This is a genomic window from Rhizobium sp. SSA_523, from assembly GCF_030435705.1.
GTDB lineage: Bacteria > Pseudomonadota > Alphaproteobacteria > Rhizobiales > Rhizobiaceae > Neorhizobium.
Genome location: NZ_CP129382.1, coordinates 1,137,430 through 1,161,901, shown reverse-complemented (window position 1 = coordinate 1,161,901; position 24,472 = coordinate 1,137,430). Strand labels below are relative to the sequence as shown.

Annotated in this window: 19 protein-coding genes; 13 read left to right on the top strand and 6 right to left on the bottom strand. The window is 62.6% G+C overall.

Annotation, left to right across the window (positions count from 1 at the left end; all coding sequences use genetic code 11):
- Positions 1–59 precede the first annotated feature (59 nt).
- Positions 60–668: a pyridoxamine 5'-phosphate oxidase family protein gene (locus tag QTJ18_RS13925; RefSeq protein WP_252750799.1), complete on the top strand. Its 609-nt coding sequence runs from the start codon at positions 60–62 to the stop codon at positions 666–668.
- A 16-nt stretch (positions 669–684) separates the two neighbouring features.
- Here the strand turns inward: QTJ18_RS13925 and QTJ18_RS13920 are convergent, their stop codons facing one another.
- Positions 685–1,755: a GGDEF domain-containing protein gene (locus QTJ18_RS13920; protein ID WP_252750798.1), complete on the bottom strand. Its 1,071-nt coding sequence runs from the start codon at positions 1,753–1,755 to the stop codon at positions 685–687.
- A gap of 402 nt (positions 1,756–2,157) precedes the next feature.
- Complete coding sequence (fumC, locus tag QTJ18_RS13915; protein WP_252750797.1) at positions 2,158–3,549, bottom strand: class II fumarate hydratase; 1,392 nt, start codon at positions 3,547–3,549, stop codon at positions 2,158–2,160.
- 614 nt (positions 3,550–4,163) lie between these two features.
- Between fumC and QTJ18_RS13910 the strand changes: the two genes are divergently transcribed.
- Both QTJ18_RS13910 and QTJ18_RS13905 read left to right on the top strand, forming a co-directional pair.
- Complete coding sequence (locus QTJ18_RS13910; RefSeq protein WP_489667167.1) at positions 4,164–5,960, top strand: L,D-transpeptidase family protein; 1,797 nt, start codon at positions 4,164–4,166, stop codon at positions 5,958–5,960.
- A 335-nt stretch (positions 5,961–6,295) separates the two neighbouring features.
- A complete protein-coding gene (locus tag QTJ18_RS13905) occupies positions 6,296–7,090 on the top strand; it encodes a class I SAM-dependent methyltransferase (RefSeq protein ID WP_252750796.1) in 795 nt (264 codons plus the stop codon).
- A gap of 17 nt (positions 7,091–7,107) precedes the next feature.
- On the opposite strand, the gene QTJ18_RS13900 is transcribed toward QTJ18_RS13905, so the two are convergent.
- Complete coding sequence (locus QTJ18_RS13900) at positions 7,108–7,752, bottom strand: HAD family hydrolase (RefSeq protein WP_252751328.1); 645 nt, start codon at positions 7,750–7,752, stop codon at positions 7,108–7,110.
- A 256-nt stretch (positions 7,753–8,008) separates the two neighbouring features.
- Between QTJ18_RS13900 and rpiA the strand changes: the two genes are divergently transcribed.
- From rpiA to gor, 3 genes are all read left to right on the top strand, one after another.
- Complete coding sequence (gene rpiA, locus QTJ18_RS13895) at positions 8,009–8,704, top strand: ribose-5-phosphate isomerase RpiA (protein WP_252750795.1); 696 nt, start codon at positions 8,009–8,011, stop codon at positions 8,702–8,704.
- Between the two features lie 18 nt (positions 8,705–8,722).
- Positions 8,723–9,289 (top strand): DUF2059 domain-containing protein, encoded by a 567-nt coding sequence (locus QTJ18_RS13890; RefSeq protein ID WP_252750794.1) that lies wholly within the window; start codon positions 8,723–8,725, stop codon positions 9,287–9,289.
- A gap of 286 nt (positions 9,290–9,575) precedes the next feature.
- Positions 9,576–10,964 (top strand): glutathione-disulfide reductase, encoded by a 1,389-nt coding sequence (gene gor / locus QTJ18_RS13885; protein WP_252750793.1) that lies wholly within the window; start codon positions 9,576–9,578, stop codon positions 10,962–10,964.
- A gap of 57 nt (positions 10,965–11,021) precedes the next feature.
- On the opposite strand, the gene QTJ18_RS13880 is transcribed toward gor, so the two are convergent.
- Positions 11,022–12,254, bottom strand: a complete 1,233-nt coding sequence (locus QTJ18_RS13880) for a TadE/TadG family type IV pilus assembly protein (protein WP_252750792.1) — start codon at positions 12,252–12,254, stop codon at positions 11,022–11,024.
- Positions 12,255–12,577: 323 nt separating this feature from the next.
- Here QTJ18_RS13880 and QTJ18_RS13875 point away from each other — a divergent pair, with 323 nt between their 5' ends.
- The 5 genes from QTJ18_RS13875 to bluB all read left to right on the top strand — a co-directional run bounded on the left by QTJ18_RS13875 (position 12,578) and on the right by bluB (position 18,083).
- Positions 12,578–13,954: a class II 3-deoxy-7-phosphoheptulonate synthase gene (locus QTJ18_RS13875; protein WP_252750791.1), complete on the top strand. Its 1,377-nt coding sequence runs from the start codon at positions 12,578–12,580 to the stop codon at positions 13,952–13,954.
- Positions 13,955–14,140: 186 nt separating this feature from the next.
- Positions 14,141–14,557: a GFA family protein gene (locus QTJ18_RS13870; RefSeq protein WP_252750790.1), complete on the top strand. Its 417-nt coding sequence runs from the start codon at positions 14,141–14,143 to the stop codon at positions 14,555–14,557.
- An 87-nt stretch (positions 14,558–14,644) separates the two neighbouring features.
- A complete protein-coding gene (locus QTJ18_RS13865) occupies positions 14,645–16,318 on the top strand; it encodes an NAD+ synthase (RefSeq protein ID WP_252750789.1) in 1,674 nt (557 codons plus the stop codon).
- Positions 16,319–16,407: 89 nt separating this feature from the next.
- The gene (locus tag QTJ18_RS13860; protein ID WP_252750788.1) at positions 16,408–17,241 is read left to right on the top strand and encodes a TolB family protein; all 834 of its coding nucleotides are present in this window, start codon (positions 16,408–16,410) and stop codon (positions 17,239–17,241) included.
- Positions 17,242–17,363: 122 nt separating this feature from the next.
- Positions 17,364–18,083: a 5,6-dimethylbenzimidazole synthase gene (gene bluB / locus QTJ18_RS13855; protein WP_252751327.1), complete on the top strand. Its 720-nt coding sequence runs from the start codon at positions 17,364–17,366 to the stop codon at positions 18,081–18,083.
- Between the two features lie 21 nt (positions 18,084–18,104).
- Here the strand turns inward: bluB and QTJ18_RS13850 are convergent, their stop codons facing one another.
- On the bottom strand, positions 18,105–18,851 hold the full coding sequence (locus tag QTJ18_RS13850) for a hypothetical protein (RefSeq protein WP_252750787.1): 747 nt from the start codon (positions 18,849–18,851) through the stop codon (positions 18,105–18,107).
- Between the two features lie 211 nt (positions 18,852–19,062).
- Positions 19,063–21,393 (bottom strand): NADP-dependent malic enzyme, encoded by a 2,331-nt coding sequence (locus tag QTJ18_RS13845; RefSeq protein WP_252750786.1) that lies wholly within the window; start codon positions 21,391–21,393, stop codon positions 19,063–19,065.
- Positions 21,394–21,602: 209 nt separating this feature from the next.
- Here QTJ18_RS13845 and QTJ18_RS13840 point away from each other — a divergent pair, with 209 nt between their 5' ends.
- The gene (locus QTJ18_RS13840; protein WP_489667166.1) at positions 21,603–22,424 is read left to right on the top strand and encodes a UDP-2,3-diacylglucosamine diphosphatase; all 822 of its coding nucleotides are present in this window, start codon (positions 21,603–21,605) and stop codon (positions 22,422–22,424) included.
- A gap of 314 nt (positions 22,425–22,738) precedes the next feature.
- A complete protein-coding gene (locus QTJ18_RS13835) occupies positions 22,739–24,025 on the top strand; it encodes an MFS transporter (protein ID WP_252750784.1) in 1,287 nt (428 codons plus the stop codon).
- The last annotated feature ends 447 nt before the right edge of the window (positions 24,026–24,472 follow it).

Below are 24,472 nucleotides of genomic sequence, written 5' to 3'. Positions count from 1 at the left end.
GCAGCAGGCTTGAACGCAGATGTCGACGTCAGTCCGCACGATTGCAGAGGAGCACGAACATGTCCGTCATCACCAGCGTCGAACAGCTGCGCGAAATCTACAATGGCTGCAGCGAAGCCGCCCTGGTGAAGGTGACGCCGCGGCTGACGGCGGAATATCGCCGCTTCATCGAAGCCTCGCCCTTCATGGCGCTTGCAACGGTCGGACCGGAGGGCATGGATTGTTCGCCCCGGGGCGATCTTGGCGGGGTGGTTCGCATTGCAGACGACAAGACCGTGCTGCTGCCGGACTGGCGTGGCAACAACCGCATCGATTCGCTCCTGAACATCGTCCGCGATCCGCGTGTCTCGCTGATGTTCCTCATTCCGGGCTCCAGCACCGTGATGCGGATCAACGGCCAGGCCGTCGTGTCGATCGCGCCGGATCTGCTGGAAAGCTTTAAAATGGACGAAAAGCACCCGCGTTCGGTCGTGGTGGTGACAGTGGACCACGTCTACTTCCAGTGCGCGCGGGCGGTGATGCGCGCGGACCTCTGGAACCAGGAGCGGCATGTGGACCCGGCTAGCCTGCCCACGGCCGGCGAGATGCTGAAGGCGGCGCAGCGGGAATTCGATCAGGAGACCTATGACCGGGAATGGCCGGCGCGGGCGACCGCCAGCATGTGGTGAGCGCGCGGGCCGCGCCTCACCTCTTATAGATCAGCCAACCCTTGCCGACATAATCCTTGCGCATCCCCTCCTCGAAGGGGACGGAGCGGTTGCGGCCGGCGTTTTTCGCACCATACAGGGCCGTGTCGGACTTGGCGTAGAGATCCCCCGGGTCGTCGGCCTGCGATGCCATCGCATAGCCGAGCGACAAGGTCACGGGGCCGTAATCGACGCCGGTCCTGGTGTTGCGGAAGGGGCGGGTTTCCAGCGCGCGGCGGATCCGCTCGCACATGGACATCACCTCGTCGGGCGTATTTCCCTCGACGATCAGCGCGAATTCCTCTCCGCCGGTCCTGGCGATGAACACATCGCGGCGGACATGGGAGCGGATGACGGCGGCCACGGAGGCCAGCACCTTGTCGCCGACCGGATGACCCCAGGTGTCGTTGATCTTCTTGAAATTGTCGATATCGGCGAGAACCAGCGCCGTCACCGGCAGGCGCATCGGATCGTCGTAAAGGCTGCTGAGCTTCTCGTCGAAGGCCCGGCGGTTGGACAGGCGCGTCAACGAATCGGTATTGGCAATCCGCTTGTAATCGTCGAGTTCGCGGCGAACCTGCTCCATTTCCTGCGATTTCAGCGCCACGCCTTCGACAGTCCGTTCGCCGCTGGCAAGGGTCTCGCCGGTCGCCTTTGCCAGCAGCGCAATGGCGCTGCGCAGGATTTCGGCAGAGGCGTGGTTCTTGGAATTGATCTGGCTGGCCGTCTCATCCAGCAGCCGGTTGTAGATCTGCAGCGAGGATTGTTCCTGCTGGAGGATCTTCAGGAGCGCGTCGAGCTGGCCCAGCAGCTGGTCATGGGCATTCTCCACGACATTGGACTGATTGGTGCCGAGATGCACCGCCGCCAGCTCGTCGAGTTCCTCCTGTGTCGTCCGGCTACCCAAAAGGGCGAGGTCACGCGTCAGCGTCGGATTGGTGCCGATATAGGCTTCGTAGAAGAGGTGGTAGTTTCTCGGAATTGGCGACGCGCCCATCGAGCGCATGGCGTGGGTGATCTGGCTGGCAATATCGGGGGCTTGCGCTTTCGGCGCAACGACCGTTGTCATCCCGTAACTCCGATGTCTGCACGTGATTGTATGATGAGTACAGATAATCACAAATTATGTGGAAATGATTAAATTTAAGCGTTCCTGGCGCTGCACATTAACCGCAATAGTGGTGCTCGCAAAGGAGAACTTGCCTTTTGATCAGGGGGTTGAGGAAGTCAAGAGCGGATCTTGCCTTTTAGCCCGCCCCCGCTGCCGGAGTTGCTGGACGCGACCCGCGCACGTCTTGGTCGCATTACAACCTATAGGACATGCTACTGGCGGGGTGAGGCCTTCGGGAGGTAAACCGAACCGGCATCTGCCCGCCGATGCAATGAGGGGGCGTGATCGCCCCCTCTGCGGTTCGTGCCCGGTATGGCGGTTCCTGCCTGTAGTCCGGCTTACTTCGGGCTCCAGTCAGGCTTACTTCGGGCCGATCATGTTTTCCGGGCGGACATATTGATCGAATTCCTCATTGGTGAGGTAACCGCCGCCGACGGCCTCCTCCCGCAGGGTCGTGCCGTTCTTGTGCGCCGTCTTGGCAATCTTGGCGCAGGCATCGTAGCCCAGCTTGGAGTTGAGTGCGGTGACGAGCATCAGCGAGTTTTCGACGCCGCGCTTGATGTTGTCTTCGCGCGCCTCGATTCCGACGACGCAGTTGTCGGTGAAGGAAACGGCGGCGTCGCCCAGCAATTGCACCGACTGGAGGAAGTTGTAGGCCATCATCGGATTGTAGACGTTCAGCTCGAAATGGCCCTGGCTGCCGGCGAAGGTGATGGCGGCATTGTTGCCGAAGATATGCGCGCAGACCTGCGTCAGCGCTTCGGACTGCGTCGGGTTCACCTTGCCCGGCATGATCGACGAGCCGGGCTCGTTTTCCGGCAGGGCCAGTTCGCCAAGCCCGGCCCGCGGACCGGAGCCGAGGAAGCGGATATCATTGGCGATCTTGAAGAGGGCCGCGGCAGCCGCATTGATGGCGCCGTGGGAGAAGACCATGGCGTCATGGGCGGCAAGCGCCTCGAACTTGTTCGGCGCGGTGATGAAGGGCAGGCCGGTGATTGCGGCAATCTCCTCGGCGACCTTTTCGGCGAAGCCGACGGGGGCGTTGAGACCGGTACCGACGGCCGTGCCGCCCTGCGCCAGCTCGTAAAGGCCGGACAGCGAGACTTCCAGGCGCTTGATGGCCGAGGCGACCTGCGCGGCATAGCCGCCGAATTCCTGGCCGAGCGTCAGCGGGGTTGCGTCCTGCGTATGGGTGCGGCCGATCTTGATGATATGGGCAAAGGCCTTGGATTTCGCTTCGAGAGCCTGATGCAGGTGCTTGAGGCCGGGGATCAGATGTCGGACGATCTGCTCGGCGCAGGCGATATGCATGGCCGTCGGATAGGTGTCGTTCGACGACTGGCTCATATTCACATGGTCATTGGGATGGACGGGCTTCTTCGAGCCCATCTCGCCGCCCAGCATTTCGATGGCGCGGTTGGAAATGACTTCATTGGCATTCATGTTCGACTGCGTGCCGGACCCCGTCTGCCAGACGACGAGCGGGAAGTGGTCGTTCAGCTTGCCGTCGATGACTTCCTGTGCGGCGGCAATGATGGTTTCGCCGATCTTGGGGTCGAGACCGCCCAGTGCCATATTGGCGCGGGCCGCCGCCTGCTTCACGATGCCCAGAGCGCGGACGACGGAAAGCGGCTGCTTTTCCCAGCCGATCTTGAAATTGCCGAGGGAGCGCTGGGCCTGCGCGCCCCAATAACGGTCGCTCGCGACCTCGATCGGGCCAAAAGTATCGGTTTCAGTGCGCGTGGTCATCATTCTGCCTCTGTGTGACACGGGTGCTCGGAACATCTCGCGGCGGGCGGACGCGGTCCGGCCGCGGCCGCGAGCCATGGCGGGCGAATTACTATACGATTGGTCCGGGACTGCAAGCACTGCGAAGGTGGCAGGGCCGCTTGCCCATGCGTGGTATTCCGGTCACGCTTGCGAAAACTTCACGGCCGTTTGAGCGGCCGAAGGCGATGGAACGTGGTGTTCCAATGCCCATGTCAGTAAAAATTTAACCAATGCTTTCTTAATGTTCTGGAAATGATTGGCGGGCGCCGCTGACCCTGAGCCGGGCTTGTCCTCCGTCTTTCGTTTGCTTTTCACGCCGCGCGCGATCCGCTACACAGGCGCGGTTACATTTCGGAAGCCTGCTGATTCAAGGCTCACAAGGTGACGGGGACCAGAACTTGCCGCACGCTCATAAGAAGACTTCGCTCTCGCTCGCTCTGCTGTCGGGCATTTCGTTCACGGCGTTTTGCGCTCCCGCAGCCAATGCCCTGACGCTGATGGACATGATCCGCGGGAATCGCCCGAGCATCCAGGAACAGGTCGAGAGCCGGATGCCGGCCGCGCCGCTGTCGGCGAAGGAGCAGCGCGCGATTGACATGAGCGATCCGGAGCCGCTGCCGAAGGTCACCGGACCCAAATATTACACCTACAAGACCGATGCGATGCGCAGCGTGAAGACGGCCGGCTTTGCCGAGGCCGTGCAGGATGCGGATGCGCGTTTCCTGACGGATGCCAAGGTGCAGGCGCCCAGCGATATCGCAGCCGCGCTGGAGACCTATTATGCCAAGGGCGGCAAGCTGCTCTGGGTCGAAAAGGGTGACGTCAATGATCGCGCCCGCCTTGTCATCGCCGCCATGCAGAAGGCGCGGGAATACGGTCTCGATCCGGCCGATTACCGCCTTGCCGTACCGGCGCTGACCACGGCAAGCGTTCAGCCTACAAGCTCCCAGACTGCAAGCTCAGAGACTGCGAGCATCCAGCCCGCAAGCGTGGATGCCACGGGCGCACCGGAACAGACGCCTGCGGCACCGGTCGAAATGGCCTCTGCGGGCCTTCGTCCGGCAGCAGGGGAGGCAGGCGCCTCTTCCGACCAGTTCGGCAAGGACCTGATGCAGTTCGAGCTTGCGCTGTCGGCCAAGGTGGCGATGTTTGCGCAGGACATGATCCGCGGCCGCATCGATCCCAACAAGATTTCCGGCTATCACGATCTGGAACGCCGCAGCGTCAATCTCGATACGGTGCTGCCCTTTGCCGGCAGGGCGCCGGATGCCGGTGCCTATCTCCTCAGCCTGGCGCCGCAGAGCCCGCAATTCACGGCCCTCAAGGATGAGCTTCATCGCCTGCTCGGTGAGACCGGGACGGCAGAAGCCTCCGTCTCGCTGCCGGACAATCTGCTGCTGAAGCCCGGCGAGACGAATGAGGCGCTGGCCAAGGTGATGACGGTCATCGAGCGGCGCGCGTCGGACCAGTTCAAGACCGAGCATGCGGCGGTTCTGGCCGCCTATCAGGATACGCCGGTTTATGCGCCGGAACTGGTCGAGCTGGTCAAGGGCTTCCAGAAGGAAGTCGGTCTGAAGCCGGACGGCGTCGTCGGGCCGGCAACGGTTCGTGCCATGACCGGCCACACCAATGAGAGCAAGATCGCAAAGCTGGTCGTTGCCATGGAAGAGGCGCGCTGGCTGCCGGACGATCTGGGCAGCCGCTTCGTCTTCATCAACCAGCCCGCCTATCAGGCCTATTACCACGAGAACGGGCAGGAACAGTTCTCCATGCGCGTCGTGGTCGGCTCGCCGTCGCACCAGACCTATTTCTTCCGCGACCAGATCGAGACTGTGGAGGTAAACCCCTATTGGGGCGTTCCGCAGTCGATCATCATCAATGAAATGCTGCCGAAACTGCGTCAGGATGCGAGCTATCTCGATCGTCTGGGCTATCAGGTCGAGGTCAAGGGCAAGGCCGTCTCCTCGACCGCCGTCAACTGGTATGGTTCGACTCAGGCGATCTCGGTCCGCCAGCCGCCCTCCAGCGACAATGCGCTCGGCGAATTGAAGATCCTCTTCCCCAACAGCCATGCAATCTACATGCATGACACGCCGCAGAAGGCTTTCTTCAAGCGCGACATGCGCGCCCTCAGCCATGGCTGCGTACGGCTTGCCGAACCGCGCAAGATGGCGGCGGCGGTGCTCGGCATCAGTGAGGCGGAGGTCGGCCAGAAGATCGCGCAGGGCAAGAATGCCGCCCTTCCGGTCACGGCGAAGATCCCGGTCTATGTCGCCTATTTCACCGCCTGGCCGAACAAGGACGGCAAGGTCGAGTTCTTCGACGACGTCTACGGCCGCGACACGGCGATGGAGAAGGCCTTTTCCGCCGTCAGCAAGAGCCGCGGCGTTTGAGGGGCCTGCGCGGCGTCTACCCTAAGGTTCCGGCCTCACGCCCTGCCGTGACATGGCGCCGATCCTGCCTCGGCGGCAAATGATGTGACGAAGAGCCGGCCATCTGCCGGCTTTTCCGTTTCCACGGCCATTGTTCCGCTCCCGGATCCTGAATTGTCTTTTCGGGCCGTCTTCAGGGGCTCGCTGCAGGAGCTCTCCTGAATGGGCTCGCTGCATCGTCTGGAGCGTCTGGGCTCTCACCGAAAATTGCGCGTATTCGAGCTTGAAAGCACAGCCCGCCTTTGCCACCCTGGCCCCGTCAGAGGCGTTGATCGCCCTGCGCGCAGGAGAGGAAGATGGGCTTGTCCGGTGTCGAGAATGCCAAGCAATACGGCGATGTCCGCAAGATCGCTGCGCGCGCCCGTCTGCACAGCCGCTACACGATCGCCGAGATCGGCTGGTTCGAATGGGTCGCGCAGAACCTTCCGCTTGCCACAGGGGCAAAGATCCTCGATGTCGGCTGCGGCCCGGGCTGGTTCTGGACGAGTGGCGGCCCGCTGCCCGACAGGCTGGACCTGACGCTGGTCGATCGGTCTGGCGCCATGGTGGGCGACGCGCTGGAGCGCTGCCATGATCTGCCGCTGGCCGCGCTGCGGGGCGAGACCGCCGATGCCGTGGCGCTTCCTTTTGCCGAGGGGCAGTTTGACGGCGTCATCGCCATGCACATGCTCTACCATGTCGAGGCGCCGCAGCGGGCGATCGCCGAAATGGCGCGCGTCCTGAAGCCCGGCGGCTTCCTGGCGGTGACGACAAACGGCGCGAACAATCTGCGTGCGCTCTACGAATTGACGCGTGTCCTGGGTGCAGCGCCGCTCGATCCGGCGGCCGCAATCTTCGGTTTCAAGGAGGCGGACGAGATGATGCGCCAGACGTTCGGGACGGTCTCGATCCTCCGGCATCCGGCCCGGCTGAGGGTCACCGATCCGGAAGACGTCTTTCTGGCAATGACATCCTTTCCGCCTGGCGAAGATGCCTCCAGCGACACCCTGGAGGCCTTTCGTGCCGCCATCGCCGAAGCATTCGAGAGAGGCGGCGGCGCGGTGGAAGCGGAGCAGGAGCGGGCCTTGTTTCTGGCGCGGAAGGCCGGCTGATCACATTTGGCCGTCGTTCAGGCGACGGCCTTGGCCATGACGTCAGCCACCAGATCCGGCGTCAGTTCCGAGAAATGGCCGATGATGCGGGTCGGTGCCAGCTCGGCCATCGGCACGTCCGAATAGCCGAAGGTGACGCCGACCGAACCCACGCCGGCATTTTTCGCGGCCATGATGTCGTTGACGCTGTCGCCGACCAGAATGCTCCTGAGGGGATCGCCACCGGCGCGCTCTATGGTGCCGAGCAGATGGCGGGCATCCGGCTTGCGGACCGGAAATGTATCGCCTCCGGTGATCGCGGCAAAGCGCTGCGTCAGCCGCAGGCGCTCCAGAAGGGGCAGGGCCAGCTGTTCGAGCTTGTTGGTGCAGACGGCAAGCCGCATGCCGGCCGCCTCCAGACGGTCGAAACAGTCGAGCAGGCCTTCATAGGCCTGGCTCTTGCCGGGCATATGCGCGAGGTAATGGTCGAGAAAATGCGAAAGCAGCCGCTCCACGTCGGCGTCGTCGACCGGCACGTCACGCAAATTGAAGGCGCGGCGGATCATTACGCGCGCGCCCTGGCCGACGAGATGCGTCAGATCGTCGAAAGTGACGGGCGCCAGGTCGCGCAGCGCGATGGTGTCGTTCAGGCTCTCGATGAGATCCGGCGCGGTGTCGATCATGGTACCGTCGAGATCGAATACCACGAGCGGCCCCGAAGCGGAGTTCGACGCAGACTTTGTTGCAGAAACGGGGAGCACGTGCAGGGCCTTTTGTGAGACAGCAATGTGCCTCCCTTAGCGGCTGGATCTGTCATTTGCAATTTTGCTGCCGCTTTATTGCGGCCGGGTTGGCCGCTTTGCTTGGCGGAGGGACTTTTGTTTGACGGGCGGGGCGTGTAAACAGCACTTCGACGAAACAGACGGGAGCTTGCGGCGCATGGACGCCCGGGAAATGAAAGTGAAGGCCGCAGAGGCCGCTCTTCAATATGTCGAAGACGGCATGCGGCTTGGGATCGGGACCGGTTCGACGGCGGAGGAATTCGTCCGTCTTCTCGGGGAAAAGGTGGCCGAGGGGCTGAAGGTCGAGGGTGTTCCCACCTCCGAACGCACCGCGCGGCTTTGCCTGGAACTTGGCGTGCCGCTGCGATCGCTGGACGAATTGCCGGAACTCGATCTGGCAATCGATGGTGCCGACGAGGTGGATGCCGGCCTGCGCCTGATCAAGGGCGGCGGCGGGGCGCTGTTGCGCGAGAAGATCGTTGCCTCGGCCTCCGCCCGGATGATCGTGATCGCCGACGAGAGCAAGGTGGTGGAAACGCTCGGGCGCTTCCCGCTGCCGATCGAGATCAATGCCTTCGGCATGGCCACGACACGCATCGCCATCGAAAGACTGGCCTCCCGGCTTGGGCTGACCGGCGACATCAAGCTGCGCAAGTCGGAAGACGGCGCCTTCACCACCGATGGCGGCCACCATATCTATGACGCATTTTTTGGCCGTATTCCTGATGCAGAGGCACTGTCCAACCAGCTGAATTCCATTCCCGGCGTCGTCGAACACGGGCTGTTCATCAACATGGCGTCCTTCGCGATCATTGCCGGACCGGCAGGAGCGCGGACGCTGAAGGCGAATTAACACAGGAGCATTGAGACCATGATCAGACAAGCGGTTTTCGGCCGTGCCGCCGCGCTGGCAATCCTTCTTTCCGGCATGGGTTTCGGCGCGAGTGCCGGTGCCCAGGACATCACGCCCGAGCACCTGAAGGCTGCGCGCGACGTCATCAGCTCCCTGAACGCCACCGCGCGCTATGACGACATCCTGCCGAACCTGGCCGAGCGGCTGAAGAACGAGTACACGCTCGCTTCGCCGAACTATGTCGACCAGATCAACAAGGCTGTCGATGAACAGGCTCTGGCCCTGGCGCCGCGCCGCGCCGATCTGGAAAAGGAAGTGGCCTCGATCTTCGCCCGTTCCTTCACGGAAGAGGAACTGAAGCAGATCGCCGCCTTCTATGGCTCCGAGGTCGGCAAGAAATATCTGCAGTCTCTGCCGCTGCTGCAGCGCGAATCGGTGCGCGCCGCGGAAATCTGGGCAAACGGCGTCTCCCGCGACCTGACCAATAGCAGCAGCGAAAAGCTGCGCAGCGTGATGGATGCCGTGACAGTCCAGCCGCCGGTGGCACAGGTCGGGCAGGGCGAAGCGCCCGCCGCCAAGCCCTGATCCTTCAGTTGGCAAACGAGAGGGTGAAGAAGATCACGATCATGTCGGGCGTTTTCTGCCTGTAATCCGCATCATGATCTCGTCTCGCGGTCGGTGCGGAACCGGCGGCGCAAACCGCGCCTCTGGTCCGGCTCCCGGCTTCCATCCGCTCCGCCTTCTCAAGACATTCTGCGAAAGCCCGGCTGCTGCCCGGGCTTTTCTTTTGCCGGTCTGGCATCCTATATGCAGATGACCGCAGCGGTGCTGCCGGCCATTTTTCTTTTTAAGATGACGCAAGGAGTTTGCCATGACCTCTCATGATTATGATCTGTTCGTGATTGGGGGCGGTTCCGGCGGCGTACGCTCCGCCCGGCTTGCTGCGGCCATGGGCAAGAAGGTGGCGATCGCCGAAGAATTTCGCTTCGGCGGAACCTGTGTCATCCGCGGCTGCGTTCCCAAGAAGCTCTTCGTCTATGCCTCGCAATATCACGAGCATTTCGAAGATGCCGCCGGCTATGGCTGGACCATCGGCGAAAGCCGCTTCGACTGGCCGGCGCTCGTTGCCGCCAAGGACAAGGAGATCGCACGGCTTGAGGGTCTCTATCGGCGCGGGCTGGAGAATGCCGGCGCGGAACTCCTCGATACGCGTGCGGAGCTTGTTGGGCCGCATGAGATCCGCCTTCTCAAGACCGATACAGTGGTGACGGCGCAGACGATCATCATCGCCACCGGCGGGACTGCCAATCCGCATGCCTCGCTTCCCGGCCATGAACTCTGCATCACGTCCAACGAGGCCTTCCATCTGGAGACATTGCCGAAATCGATCCTGATCGCCGGCGGCGGCTATATCGCCGTGGAATTCGCCAATATCTTCCACGGGCTCGGCGTCGAGACGACCCTGATCTATCGCGGCATGGAAATTCTCTCCCGTTTCGACCGCGACATGCGCCAGGGGCTGCACGCGGCGATGGAAGCGAAGGGCATCCGGATCGTCCTGACCGATGTCATCGAGGAGGTGACGCGCTCGCCCGCAGGCGGTCTGACGGCCCGCACCAAGGCCGGCGCGACGATCGCCGCCGATCAGGTGATGCTGGCGCTTGGCCGCGATCCCAATACCGCCAATCTGGGCCTGGACAAGGCCGGGGTCGAAATCGACCAGCGCGGGGCGGTGAAGGTGGACGCCTATTCGCGCACCAATGTGGAGCATATCTATGCCCTGGGCGACGTGACGGATCGCGTCCAGTTGACACCGGTCGCCATCCATGAGGCCATGTGCTTCATCGAGACCGTCTACAAGAACAATCCGACGGCGCCGGATCACGATCTGATCGCAACGGCGGTCTTCTCGCAGCCGGAGATCGGCACGGTCGGCCTGTCGGAAGAAGAGGCCTGCAACCGGTTCGAGGAGATCGAGGTCTATCGCGCGGAATTCCGACCGATGAAGGCGACGCTGTCCGGGCGACAGGAAAAGATGATCATGAAGCTGATCGTCAATGCCGCCGACCGCAAGGTGGTGGGCGCGCATATTCTCGGCCATGACGCCGGTGAAATGGCGCAATTGCTCGGCGTGTCGCTGAAGGCCGGGGTCACGAAGGATGATTTCGACCGGACCATGGCGGTGCATCCGACCGCTGCGGAAGAGCTGGTGACCATGTATCAGCCGAGCTATCGGGTGCGGGGCGGCGAGCGCGTCTGACCCTTCCAGCGGCCGCCCGTTCCAGCGGCTGCAGCAGGCCCGATATGCGGGCAAACCCTAACGCAGGATCCGCGTGCTGCGGAAAATCTTGTTGTAGATCTGGTCTACGGCCTCCTGGATACGGGGGCCGTCGTCAGCCATGACATAATCGTTCGGAGATGAGGCGCAGTCGCGCAGCACTTTCGGGATGCGCTTGAGCGATTGCTTCAACTGCACATCGTTTGACGGCGGATAGAAGGTCTGGACTGTCAGGATGCTGATGCCCTTCTGCTTCAGGCCCTCGCATTTCGGCCCGTAGACAATGCCGAAGGTGCGGTAGGGCGGATAGCTGTCGACGCCATCGGTCATGAAGACCAGATAGGTCTTGCGCTTGTTCGGCGAGGAGCCGTCACCGATATTCTTCAACCGGGTGCCGAGGATCTGCAGGCCCTGAGACAGATAGGTCCAGCCATCGCCGCCTTCCGGGCCGATAATGCCTCTTTGCGGATTGACGGCTTCGATCTCGACATTCGGAAGCGCCTTCTGGATGGCGCGCGCATCGGCTGTCATCGGCGCTATCTCCTCGAACGTGGTCGCAACCGTGAAGATCCCCATCTGCACCACATTCGCATTGGCATCCATGGCATCCTCCAATTTGCTGGTGAACTGGCCGAGCGCCGTGCGGACGAAATCCATTTTCATCTTGACGCGCAGCCGCCGCGCCTTGGCCAGCCCGTCTTCGAGACCCCGCGCCGCAAGGGCTGGATCGTGGCAGGCAAATTCGCAACCGTTGACCCGGACCCAGTAATCAAAATCCTTCTGTGTCCCGGGCAGGGCCATGGAATTGGAGTTGTCGATGAGAAAGGCGACCTGCAGATAGGTCTTGGTGCCGAGCGTGGTTGATGCCAGGGCGGAGACGGGCATGGACTTGTGGTTGAAGAAGCCGCCAAGCATCAGCTCCACCGGCATGGAGGTTTTCAGCATGACCGATTTGGGCGGACCCTCTGCGAAGGACACTTCGAGCTCCGGCGGATGCCTGCCGCCATTGGCGGTCAGGTTGGCATCGAGGAACTGCCTGGCCAAGTCTCGCAAGTCGTCGGGATCCGTGGTGCCGGCATTATAGGCTTCGGATACCGCCAGAGACGCGGCATCGGTCGCCGATGCCAGGTGCGAGCGCTGCTCGTTCAAATGGGTGATGTCGATGGCGAGCGCCGCACTCATGCACAGGACCGGCAGGAGCAGCGCGGTCATCATGCCGAAATTGGCATCACACGAGCGCCACAGCTTCCGCAATATGGTCAAATATCTCATCTGATGCATGATCCGTTGTTTCGGTCATACTTCAAGTCTCGCGTAAAATAAGACTTAATCCTACAGTATAGGATATAATAACGCGGATTACGCATATTATTACTTGCTGTTATATAAGCGTCTTACTTCGGTGAGGGTCAGGCTGGCGCGGTTGGCCAGGGCCGCGCATCTTTCGAAGGAGCCGCGGGGACCATGCCGGCGGGCGGCCCTGCCGACCGGGTCCCCTCGCTCAACGGCTATGCAAACGAATGATGAAGGGGTATAAGCCGCGCCTATCGAACCAAAGCCGGCCCTGCCGGCGCAATGAACGACGGAACACGGACATGGCACAGAACTGGACACCGAACAGCTGGAGGCAAAAGCCCATTCAGCAGGTGCCGGATTATCCGGATGCGGACGCTCTGACGGCGACCGAAGCGCAACTCGCCACCTTTCCGCCCCTGGTTTTTGCAGGAGAAGCCCGCCGGCTGAAGAAGAGCCTGGCCCAGGTTGCCGATGGCAACGGCTTCCTGCTGCAGGGCGGCGATTGCGCCGAAAGCTTCATGGAACATGGCGCCGATACCATTCGCGACTTTTTCCGTGCCTTCCTGCAGATGGCCGTGGTGCTGACTTTCGGCGCCCAGCAGCCCGTGGTGAAGGTCGGCCGCATTGCCGGCCAGTTCGCCAAGCCGCGCTCCTCCAATATTGAGAAACAGGGTGATGTGGAGCTCGCCTCCTATCGCGGCGACATCATCAACGGCATCGATTTCACGCCGGATGCCCGCATCCCCAATCCGGAGCGTCAGCTGATGGCCTATCGCCAGTCGGCGGCTACGCTCAACCTGCTGCGCGCCTTTGCCATGGGCGGCTATGCCAATCTGGAGAATGTCCATCAGTGGATGCTGGGCTTCGTGAAGGACAGTCCGCAGGGCGAGCGCTATCGCAAGCTGGCGGCGCGGATTTCCGAAACCATGGATTTCATGAAGGCAATCGGCATCAGCTCGGAAACCAATCCGAGCCTGCGCGAGACCGATTTCTTCACCAGCCATGAGGCGCTGCTGCTGGGCTATGAAGAGGCGCTGACCCGCGTCGATTCCACCTCCGGCGACTGGTATGCCACGTCCGGCCATATGATCTGGATCGGCGATCGCACGCGCCAGGCCGACCATGCGCATGTGGAATTCTGCCGCGGCATCAAGAACCCGATCGGCCTGAAATGCGGTCCCTCGCTGCAGCCGGATGATTTGCTGCGCCTGATCGATATCCTGAACCCCGCCAATGAAGCCGGCCGCCTGACCCTGATCTGCCGCTTCGGGCATGAAAAGGTTGCCGATCACCTGCCGAAGCTGATCCGGGCCGTGGAGCGCGAAGGCCGCAAGGTCGTCTGGTCCTGCGATCCGATGCATGGCAATACGATCACGCTCAACAATTACAAGACGCGGCCATTCGAGCGGATCCTGTCGGAAGTCGAAAGCTTCTTCCAGATCCACCGTGCCGAAGGATCGCATCCCGGCGGCATCCATGTGGAAATGACCGGCAAGGATGTCACCGAATGCACCGGCGGCGCGCGCGCCGTGACCGCTGGCGATCTGCAAGATCGCTACCACACCCATTGCGATCCGCGACTGAACGCCGATCAGGCGCTTGAGCTGGCCTTCCTGCTGGCCGAGCGGATGAAGACCGGCCGTGACGAAAAGCGGTTGGCCGTCGCCAACGGCTGACCCTTCGCCGGCCAGAGGCCATCCAGACGGCATTGCAACATTCTATCAAGGCCGGCGCTCCCGCGCCGGCCTTGATCGTTTTGCAGCATGATCAAGTTTGTTGAACCTGTGCTTCATCCGAAGCGATTTGACGGCACGGATCAGCTGGCGGACAACTAAGTCCTCGATGTCTGCGGGAGGAAAGCGATGGAAGAGACTGTGCGCCACGGCCACTGCCTGTGCGGAACCGTTCGGCTGACGATGAAGGGTCCGTTCGGCCCGGTCATCGCCTGCCATTGTTCGCAATGCCGACGTCAGACCGGGCTGTATCTGACGAGTACGGATGTCGAGCGGCGGCACCTGTCGATCGCCGGCGAGGACGCCATTGCCTGGTATAGGGCGAGCGACAAGGCCTCGCGCGGCTTTTGCAGCCGTTGCGGATCGCTGCTCTTCTGGGCGGCGGATGGTGCGTCGAAGATCTCCGTCATGGCCGGCCTGTTCGATCAGCCCTCCGGCCTGCAGATCGATCATCACATCTATTGCCGCGACAAAGGTGACTTCTACGAGATCACCGATGGGCGACCGCAATATGATACCTATCCGGCACCGGCGCCGGATGCCTGAGGCCGGCAAAGCCTCACGGGGGCCTTCGCAAAAATTTCGCGGTCCGCAACGTTGCTCCTTCCCAAGGTGCACGCTAGATCATGACGCATGACCCAGGATAACGCTCAGACACTTCGTATCGCTCTTGCACAGCTCAACCCGACCGTTGGCGATGTGGCCGGCAATCTGGCGCTTGCCAGAGAGGCGCGCCAGAAGGCCGCGCGCGAAGGCGCCGATCTGGTCGTTTTCACCGAGCTTTTCCTCTCCGGCTATCCGCCGGAGGATCTCGTGCTGAAGCCTGCCTTCCTCTCCTCATGTTGGCGCGCGCTGGAGACCCTGGTGGAGGATACCCGGGATGGCGGGCCAGGGGTCATCATTGGCCTGCCGCGACAGGGCGAGAAGGGACGGCACAATTCGGCCGCCATCGTCGACGGCGGCCAGATCCTGTCGCTGCGCGACAAGATCGACCTGCCGAATTACGGCGAATTCGATGAGAAGCGGGTCTTCGACGAAGGCGAAATGCCGGGTCCCGTCAATTTCCGCGGCGTGCGGATCGGCGTGCCGATCTGCGAGGAAATCTGGAACGATCTCGGCGTTTGCGAAACGCTGGCCGAAAGCGGCGCCGAACTGCTGATCGTGCCGAATGGCTCGCCCTATTATCGCGGCAAGGTGGATGTGCGCCATCAGGTGGCCCTGCGGCAGGTGATCGAGAGCGGCCTGCCGCTGATCTTCGTCAACCAGCTTGGCGGCCAGGACGAACTCGTCTTCGATGGCGCGAGTTTCGGCTTCAATGCCGACAAGACGCTGGCCTTTCAGATGCCGGAATTCGAGACGGCGCTGGCAGTGACCGAATGGCAGCGGCAGGACGGCGGGTTCCGCTGCGTCAATGGGCCGGTCACCGCCGTTCCCGAGGGCGAGGAGGCCGATTATCGCGCCTGCCTGCTCGGCTTCCGCGATTACGTCAACAAGAACGGCTTCAAGAGCGTGGTGCTTGGCCTGTCCGGCGGTATCGATTCCGCCGTCTGCGCCGCGATCGCCGTCGATGCGCTGGGGGCGGAGCGGGTGCGCACCATCATGCTTCCCTATCGCTACACATCCGAGGAGAGCTTCAAGGACGCCGAGGATTGCGCAAGGGCACTTGGCTGCCGTTACGATACCGTGCCGATCGTCGAGCCCGTCGAAGGATTCCTCTCCGCCCTCTCGGAGCTTTTCGAGGGGACGGAAGAGGGCGTGACGGAGGAAAACCTCCAGAGCCGGACGCGTGGCACGATCCTGATGGCGATCTCCAACAAGTTCGGCGCCATGGTGGTGACCACCGGCAATAAATCGGAAATGTCGGTGGGCTATGCGACGCTTTACGGCGACATGAATGGCGGCTTCAATCCGATCAAGGATCTCTACAAGATGCAGGTCTACGCCATTGCCGCGTGGCGCAATGGCGAAGTGCCGCCCGGCGCTCTCGGCCCCGGTGGCGAGGTGATCCCGAAGAACATTCTGTCCAAGGCTCCCTCGGCCGAACTCCGCCCCAACCAGACCGACCAGGATTCGCTCCCGCCCTATCCGGTGCTCGATGATATTCTGGAATGCCTGGTCGAGGGGGAAATGGGGGTCGAGGATATCGTGGCCCGCGGCCATGATCTTTCAACCGTCCACCGTGTGGAGCATCTGCTTTACCTGGCGGAATACAAGCGCCGCCAGTCGGCTCCGGGGGTCAAGATCACCAAGAAGAATTTCGGCCGCGACCGGCGCTATCCGATCACCAATCGCTTTCGCGACCGGTAGGCAAGGTCAGGCCGCCGCAGGCGCGCAGCGACGGCAGGAGCCGGGCGCGGGGCCTGGCGGATGGCGAGGGAAGCGACGGAGGGATCGTGATGCGCAGTTCGATCGAGATCTACGACCTGAACAGCCGCTCCTCGCGCGTTGTTCTGCAGAGCGATGACCTGTTCGAAGCGCCGAATTTCTCGCCGGACGGCCGCTGGCTCATGCTCAATTGCGAGGGGCGGATGTACCGTCTTCCTGTCGTGGCGGGCAAGGGCGCCGAGCGGATCGATACCGGCTTTGCCATCCAGTGCAACAATGATCACGGCATATCGCCGGATGGCCGTTTCATCGCCATTTCCGACAAGAGCGAGTTCGGCCAGTCGGCCATCTACACTCTCCCGGTTGGCGGCGGCATTCCGACGCTGGTGACGCGCAATTTGCCCTCCTACTGGCATGGCTGGTCGCCGGATGGCCGGCGCTTTGCCTATTGCGGCATTCGCAGCGATCTCTTCGACATCTACACCATTGGCATTGACGGCACCGACGAGCAGCGCCTGACAAAGGGTGAGGGCCGCAATGACGGACCGGATTATTCGGCCGATGGCCGCTGGATCTATTTCAATTCCAGCCGCACGGGCCGCATGCAGATCTTCCGCGTGCCGGCGCTGGGCGGCGCGGCCGAGCGGATCACCGACAGCCCCTATGCCGACTGGTTCCCGCATCCCTCGCCGGACGGGCGCAAGATCGTCTTTCTCTCCTATGACGGCGAGGTGCATGATCATCCGCGCGATCTCGATGTGCGCATTCGCCTGATGGATTCCGATGGCGGCAATGTCGAGACGCTGCTGGAGCTCTTCGGCGGGCAGGGCACGATGAATTCGCCGAACTGGGCGCCGGACGGCTCCGCCTTTGCCTATGTGCGTTACGAGCCGGTGGCACCATGAGCCGCGCCGCGATCGAGGGTCGGGCCCATGAGGACGATGCCGAGGGGGGAAACGCCCGTGACGAGACTGCCCGTAACGAGAATACCCGTGACGAGACTGCCCTTGACGAGAATGCCGGGGCGATGGCCGCCGCCGGACCTTTCAATGCAGACGCCCGCGCAGCCGTCTATGCCGCCATTCACGGCCGCCGTGACGTGCGCGACCAGTTCCGGCCCGATCCGCTGCCGCAAGATCTGATCTTGCGCCTGCTGGAGGCGGCCCATGCGGCGCCCTCCGTCGGGTTCATGCAGCCCTGGAGCTTCATCCTCATCCGCGACGAGGCGATCAAGGCGCAGGCGCATGCCGCCTTCCGCCGCGCCAATGAGGAGGCGGCGGCCCTGTTTTCCGATGAGCGGCAGGCGCTCTACCGCAGCCTCAAGCTGGAGGGTATCCGCAAGGCGCCGCTGTCGATCGTGGTCACCTCGGATCCTGACCGGGCGGGACCCATTGTGCTCGGCCGTACGCACAACCCGCGCATGGATGTCTATTCCACCGTCTGCGCCGTGCAGAACCTATGGCTTGCCGCCCGGGCGGAAGGTGTCGGGGTCGGCTGGGTCAGCATCTTCCATGATGACGACATACGCCGGCTGCTCGACATTCCCGATCGCGTGGAGATCGTCGCCTGGCTATGCCTCGGCTATGTGGACGAGCTTTATTGCCAGCCGGAACTTGCCGCCAAAGGCTGGCGCCAGCGCCTGCCGCTCGACGAGCTCGTCTTCGAGAACCGCTTTGGCGCCAGCCGGGCGGGCAAGGCAGGCAAGATGGACAGGGCGGGCAAGACGGGCGCCAGCAAGGGGAAATGACCTCTGATCAGGCGCCAGCGCTCATTGCTGGGGCTGCGCACCGGGTGTGGCGGGATTGGCGAGATCGATCCGGCTGTCATCGGGAAAGAATTGCGGCCCGACCATGCGCACCGGCCTGTCCGGGTTCCACTGGCGTTCCGGAACGACTTCGCTCGTATCCCGCCGCACGCGTGCCGCCTGCTCGCTGCTGCGGGTCGAAAGCGGCGTGATCGCGCTTTCCTTCGGTCGGGCCTGATCGGCGGGGCGAAGATCCGTCTCCTGCGACAATGCGGCCGGAATCGTCGCATAGTCGATCTCGCCGCAGCGCAGGCTGCGCATTTCCTCGCGCAGCTCCGTTTCGCTGCGGCCGAGCGAAGAGACGACCTTCAGGCTGTCGGCGCCGTGATGGAGAATGCCTCGATGATTCTCCTCCATGGCCGCGAGAGTGGCGGATAGATCGGCGCATGCCTCCGCGGTCTCGCTGCTTGTCTCCTGCGTTGGCGAGGCGCCGAGGTGGATAATGCTGCCGCTCTCGCTGGAGCCCCGGCAATGGCGCCGCGCCATTTCGCCGCGCACCTTGCGGATCTCCTGCATCTGGCGCGTGACGGCCGCCGCATGGCTGCGCAGCTCGGCCGCATTGCCGATCGCCTGGGGCGTTGCCGCGATCTGACGACCGAGCGCCAGGCAGCGTTCGGCGGTCGAGGCCATCGAGGCCGTGTCATTGGTGGCAAGCGCGGTTGCGGGGACCAACAGGATCAGGGCTGGCAGGAGGGAGCGGGCCTTGGTCATCAGTCTCGTCTTTCCCAGTGTCTGGACCGAAAGATGATGCTGCGTGCCGGCCGGATCCTCAAGCGGGTGAAGGACGGACCATGCCGCAGACCGGGAGCTTGCCGGATGCGACCTGCTTTCGCCAAGCTCAGGGCACCGTAATCTCCTCCGGTTGACAATGTGATAAGGCGCGCACTGTTCCGTCCGCGCCTCAGGCTTTTCGCTCCTCGTCTCAGCTGGGCTGGGAGAGGAAATCCGCATGCGAGGCCTCGACCACCGCCAGCGCGGCCATGTTGACGACCCCGCGCGAGGTGACCGAGGTAGAGAGGATATGCGCCGGCTGCGCCGCGCCGAGCAGGATCGGACCCACATGCAGGGCGTCCATCATGCTGCGGACGAGGCCGAGCGAGATATTGGCGGCATCGAGATTGGGGAAGACCAGGAGATTGGCTTCGCCGGACAGGTCGCTATCGGGCATTGCGCGCTTGCGCAGGGCCTCCGACAGGGCCGAGCCTGCCTGCATTTCGCCATCCACTTCCAGTTCGGGCGCCCTTTCCCGGATGAGCTCCAGTGCCGCGCGCATCTTGCGGGCGCTTTCGGAATTGCGCGAGCCGAAATTGGAATGGCAGATGAGCGCGGCCTTGGGCACGATGCCGAAGCGGCGGATCTCCTGCGCCGCAAGCACGGCGATCTCGGCGATCTCCTCATGCGTCGGATTGTAGTTCACGAATGTATCGGTGAAGAAGACGGGCCCCTTCTGGGTGATCAGCAGGCTCAGGCTGGAAAAGGCCTTCACGCCCGGGCGTCTGCCGATGATCTGGCCGACATCGCGCAAATGCTTGTCGAAGCGGCCTTCGACCCCGCAGATCAGCGCATCGGCATCGCCGCGCTTGACCGCCAGGGCGCCGATGACCGTATTATTGGTGCGCACGATGGTGCGCGCCGCTTCCGGATTGATGCCCACCCGGCCCACAAGAGCGAAATATTCATCGACGTAATCGCGGTAGCGCGGATCGTCCTCCGGATTGACGACAGCGAAATCCTCATTGGGCCGCAGCCGGATGCCGAACCGCTTCAGTCGCGCCTCGATGACAGAGGGACGGCCGATCAAGATCGGCTCGCCCGTCTTTTCCTCGAGCAGAACCTGCGCCGCGCGCAGCACGCGCTCGTCTTCGCCCTCGGCAAAGATCACCCGCTTCTTCTCCGCCTGCTTGGCGCTGGTGAAGATGGGCTTCATGACGAAGCCGGAGCGCCAGACGAAGCGGTTCAACTGGTCCAGGTAATGTTCGAAATCGGTGATCGGCCGCGCGGCAACGCCGCTATCGGCGGCGGCCTTGGCCACGGCCGGTGCAATGCGCAGGATCAGGCGCGGATCGAACGGCGAGGGGATCAGGTAATTGGGACCGAAGACCGGCGTTTCGTCGGAATAGGCGCGCGCCGCCACATCGGAGATCTCTTCGCGGGCGAGGCCGGCGATCGCCTTGACGGCGGCCATCTTCATATCTTCGTTGATCGTGGTCGCACCGCAATCCAGGGCGCCGCGGAAGATATAGGGGAAGCAGAGGACATTGTTGACCTGATTGGGAAAATCCGACCGGCCGGTGCAGATCATCGCATCCGGCCGCGCCGCGCGCGCCAGCTCCGGCATGATCTCCGGCGTCGGATTGGCCAGCGCCATGATCAGCGGCTTTTCGGCCATCTGTTCCAGCAGCTCCGGCTTCAGCACGCCGGCGGCCGAGAGGCCCAGGAAGACATCGGCGCCGCCGATCGATTCGGCGAGGGCGCGCTTTTCCGAGGCCTGCGCGTAGATATCCTTCCAGCGGTCCATCAGCACCTCGCGGCCCTCATAGACGAGGCCCTCGATATCATGCACCCAGATGTTTTCGCGGCGTGCGCCGAGCGAAACGAGAAGGTTGAGGCAGGCGAGCGCCGCCGCGCCGGCGCCGGAGGTCACGATCTTGACCTCCTCGATCTTCTTGCCCGCAAGCTCCAGCCCGTTGAGGATGGCCGCCGCCACGATGATTGCCGTGCCGTGCTGGTCGTCGTGGAAGACCGGAATATTCATCTTCTCGCGAAGCTGGCGCTCCACTTCGAAACATTCCGGCGCCTTGATGTCCTCCAGGTTGATGCCGCCGAATGTCGGCTCCAGCGCGGCGACCGTGGAGACCATTTCCTCGACCGTCGTGGCGGCGATCTCGATATCGAAGACATCGATGGCGGCGAATTTCTTGAAGAGGACCGCCTTGCCTTCCATCACCGGCTTGGAGGCCAGCGGACCGATATTGCCAAGGCCGAGCACGGCCGAGCCGTTCGAGACGACGGCGACGAGATTGGCTCTGGCGGTGTAATCGGCGGCTGTTTCCGGATTGTCGCGAATGGCAAGGCACGGCGCCGCAACGCCGGGCGAATAGGCGAGCGCCAGGTCGCGCTGGTTGCCGAGCGGCTTCGTCGCGACGATCTCCAGCTTGCCCGGGCGGGGATAGCGATGGAAGAACAGGGCCTGTTCGTCGAGATCAGCCTTCGGCGCCTGAGTGTCGTCGGAACCCTTGTCGTTCGTAGCCATTGCCATCTCCTTTCCGATTTTCTTGTTTTGCGGTGTCATACATCAAACTATGGCCTGGAACAGCAGCGATTTTGCCAGGGCGCCGGCAGCTTGCCCAAAAATCGTCCCGAGGATCCCAAGCGAATCCTCGATAACACCTTCTGCTGTCATCTTCCTGATAAACGAGTCTGTTTTTCAGATGCAGAGGGCGGCATGACGAAAGGGCTTCTATCGTGGCTGACAATGTGGAAGGCAGGCAGTTCAGAACTCTGTTCATTTCCGATGTTCACCTGGGATCGAAAGCGGCCCGCACCGATTTCCTGCTGGATTTCTTGCGTCACCACGAAGCGGAGACCATCTTCCTTGTCGGCGACATCGTCGATGGCTGGCGCCTAAAGCGCAACTGGTACTGGCCGCAGGGCTGCAATGATGTGGTGCAGAAACTGCTGCGCAAGGCCCGCAAGGGCACGCGCATCGTCTATATTCCCGGCAATCACGACGAATTCCTCCGCTCGTTTCCGGGCATTCACTTCGGCGGCATCGAAGTGGCCGAGCGCATGATCCACGAGGCGGCCGACGGCAGGAAATATCTGATCCTGCATGGCGACGAATTCGACGTGGTGGTGCGCAATATCCGCCTTCTGGCCTATCTGGGCGATTGGGCCTATGACGCGGCGATCGCCATCAATGTCGTTCTCGCGGCGGTTCGCCGCCGGCTGAATCTGCCCTACTGGTCGTTCTCCGCCTGGGCCAAGCTGCAGGTCAAGCAGGCGGTGAACTTCATCGGCGAATTCCAGAAGGTCGTCGCGGAAGAAGCGCGCCGCAACAATGTCGACGGGGTGATATGCGGCCATATCCATCATGCGGTGATGGAGGATATTGACGGCATCCGCTACATCAATACCGGTGACTGGGTGGAGAGCTGCACCGCAATTGCCGAACATTGGGACGGCACCTTCGAGCTGATCTCCTGGCGGACCGCCGGCCAGAAGGCCGATGTGCTGGCCCTGCCGGCGCCCTCTGCCTCGGTCAAGGATATGCAGGCGGCGTGAAGCCTTCCCCCATGCGGCTCGCAGAAGCCAGGGCTGCAAGGGGGTTGCACCCGCAAAGGCGCTCTGTCGGTTCACGGCTTCCCTGTTCCTGTTCGGCGCCGAAGTGTCCGGGCCCATCCCGCATGCGTCTGGATCAGCCCGGACAATGAATGGACAGGCCGCCGTGCCTTGCGGTTCCTATCATCGACATTGGTATAGCAGCCGGAAACACCGGAAATCGCAGCCCTGTCTATGACGGCCGCTTTGCGTGGCAACGCGTTTTGCGTGTATGAAACCCCCGTTCCTTGCATCTTCCATGTGATTCCGGAGCCCTCGTGGCCAATCCCAATCCTGAACTGCCGGCCCCCAGGCGTTTTTCCTCGCGCTGCGCGCTGGGCTATGCGGCCGCGCTCGGGGTCAGCGGTATCATCCTGCCGTTCTTTCCTGTCTGGCTGAAATCGCTTGCGCTGAATGCGGATGAGATTGGTGTCGTTCTCTCGGTGCCGATCCTGTTCAGGCTGGTGACGGCACCGCTTGCCGGATTCTGGGCGGATCGGCTGGCGGAACGCGCCATGGTTCTCTGGATCTCTGCCGGGCTGGCGCTGCTGAGCGCCCTGCTGCTGACCCGCGTGAGCGGTTTCTGGCCCGTGCTCCTGATCTACGCGCTACAGGGGGCCGCTTTTGCGCCTTTCATGCCGGTGATGGAATCGATCACAGTGACCGGCGTGCGTCGCTGGGGGTTCCGCTACGGATCGATCAGGGTCTGGGGGTCGGTCGCTTTCGTCCTGGCGACGCTGGGGGCGGGGGTGGCGATCTCGGCCTCCTCGCCGCAATTCATTCCCTGGGCGATCGCCGCAGCCTATGGCTTTGCCGTGGCAGTGGGCTTCATCGTGCCGCGCCTTGGCCGCGCCGTGCCGCCCTCGCAAGCTCCGCCGGACCTGCCGGCCATGGCCGGACCCGGGCTTCCGGCCTCGCTGGTCGCTCGGCTGAGACACGGGCTGAGAGGCCGTCCGGGGAGTGGAATGGAGGCGGGTCCCGGAGCGGGGTCCGGCGCCGGCCGGGGTCCTGGGCAGAGCCTGCTGCTTCTGATGATCGGCTGCAGCCTCGTGCAATCGACCCATGGCATGTTCTACGGGTTTTCCGGCATTCACTGGCAGAGCGCGGGTTTCAGCGGCGGCGAGATCGGCCTGTTATGGTCGGCCGGCGTCGCGGCGGAGATCCTGTTCTTCTTCGTGGCCGGCACGCTGACAAAATGGCTTTCGGCCGACAGGATGATCCTGTTCGGCTCGGCTGTCGCCATCCTCCGCTGGTGCATTTTCGTTGAGCCGCTCGGCCTGTACGCCTCCCTGCTGCTGCAGCTGTCGCATGCCTTCAGCTTCGGTTTCCTGCATTTCGCCATTCAGCAGAAGATCGTCGAAACCGTGCATGAAAGCCGCGAAACCTCCATTCAGGGCCTGTATTTCTTCCTCAATGGCGTCTTCCTGGCAGGCTCCACTTTGCTGTCCGGCCTTCTCTACAGCCATTTCGGCCAGCAGAGCTATTATGCCATGGCCCTGCTGGCGGCAGCCGGGCTGGCCGTCTGTCTCCTGGTTGACAGAAGAGGCGCGATAACGCGCCGCTAAAGCAGGTCCAGCAAAAGTGCGTCAGCGGTTTTGCGTACGGACTGCGTAAAAACAAAGAGATCGAGCATTTCCGGTGATCCCGCTTTTAGCGGAAATGCTCGCAAGCAGGTCCAGCAAAAGTGCGTCAGCGGTTTTGCGTACGGACTGCGTAAAAACAAAGAGATCGAGCATTTCCCGTGATCCCGCTTTTAGCGGAAATGCTCGCGAGCAGGTCCAGCAAATTGCGTCAGCGGTTTTGCGTACGGACTGCGTTAAAACAAAGAGATCGAGCATTTCCGGTGATCCCGTTTCTACCGGAAATACTCCAGCAGCTGGCGCGAGATTTCGCGTCGTCCCGGCATCTGCCCCGGAGCGGCGCCTTCGGTGGGTGAGGAACGTCAAAACCAGCCCCTTGCATTTAACGCTTCGTTAGCGTGGTCGGCGCCAAAACTTGTTCTGCCAATACTG

Excerpts from the sequence above, each read along its gene's own strand:
- QTJ18_RS13925 (WP_252750799.1), top strand. The coding sequence starts at position 60 with ATGTCCGTCATCACCAGCGTCGAACAGCTGCGCGAAATCTACAATGGC.
- QTJ18_RS13920 (WP_252750798.1), bottom strand. The coding sequence starts at position 1,755 with ATGACAACGGTCGTTGCGCCGAAAGCGCAAGCCCCCGATATTGCCAGC.
- fumC (WP_252750797.1), bottom strand. The coding sequence starts at position 3,549 with ATGATGACCACGCGCACTGAAACCGATACTTTTGGCCCGATCGAGGTC.
- QTJ18_RS13910 (WP_489667167.1), top strand. The coding sequence starts at position 4,164 with ATGAGCGATCCGGAGCCGCTGCCGAAGGTCACCGGACCCAAATATTAC.
- QTJ18_RS13905 (WP_252750796.1), top strand. The coding sequence starts at position 6,296 with ATGGGCTTGTCCGGTGTCGAGAATGCCAAGCAATACGGCGATGTCCGC.
- QTJ18_RS13900 (WP_252751328.1), bottom strand. The coding sequence starts at position 7,752 with ATGATCGACACCGCGCCGGATCTCATCGAGAGCCTGAACGACACCATC.
- rpiA (WP_252750795.1), top strand. The coding sequence starts at position 8,009 with ATGGACGCCCGGGAAATGAAAGTGAAGGCCGCAGAGGCCGCTCTTCAA.
- QTJ18_RS13890 (WP_252750794.1), top strand. The coding sequence starts at position 8,723 with ATGATCAGACAAGCGGTTTTCGGCCGTGCCGCCGCGCTGGCAATCCTT.
- gor (WP_252750793.1), top strand. The coding sequence starts at position 9,576 with ATGACCTCTCATGATTATGATCTGTTCGTGATTGGGGGCGGTTCCGGC.
- QTJ18_RS13880 (WP_252750792.1), bottom strand. The coding sequence starts at position 12,254 with ATGAGATATTTGACCATATTGCGGAAGCTGTGGCGCTCGTGTGATGCC.
- QTJ18_RS13875 (WP_252750791.1), top strand. The coding sequence starts at position 12,578 with ATGGCACAGAACTGGACACCGAACAGCTGGAGGCAAAAGCCCATTCAG.
- QTJ18_RS13870 (WP_252750790.1), top strand. The coding sequence starts at position 14,141 with ATGGAAGAGACTGTGCGCCACGGCCACTGCCTGTGCGGAACCGTTCGG.
- QTJ18_RS13865 (WP_252750789.1), top strand. The coding sequence starts at position 14,645 with ATGACCCAGGATAACGCTCAGACACTTCGTATCGCTCTTGCACAGCTC.
- QTJ18_RS13860 (WP_252750788.1), top strand. The coding sequence starts at position 16,408 with ATGCGCAGTTCGATCGAGATCTACGACCTGAACAGCCGCTCCTCGCGC.
- bluB (WP_252751327.1), top strand. The coding sequence starts at position 17,364 with ATGGCCGCCGCCGGACCTTTCAATGCAGACGCCCGCGCAGCCGTCTAT.
- QTJ18_RS13850 (WP_252750787.1), bottom strand. The coding sequence starts at position 18,851 with ATGACCAAGGCCCGCTCCCTCCTGCCAGCCCTGATCCTGTTGGTCCCC.
- QTJ18_RS13845 (WP_252750786.1), bottom strand. The coding sequence starts at position 21,393 with ATGGCTACGAACGACAAGGGTTCCGACGACACTCAGGCGCCGAAGGCT.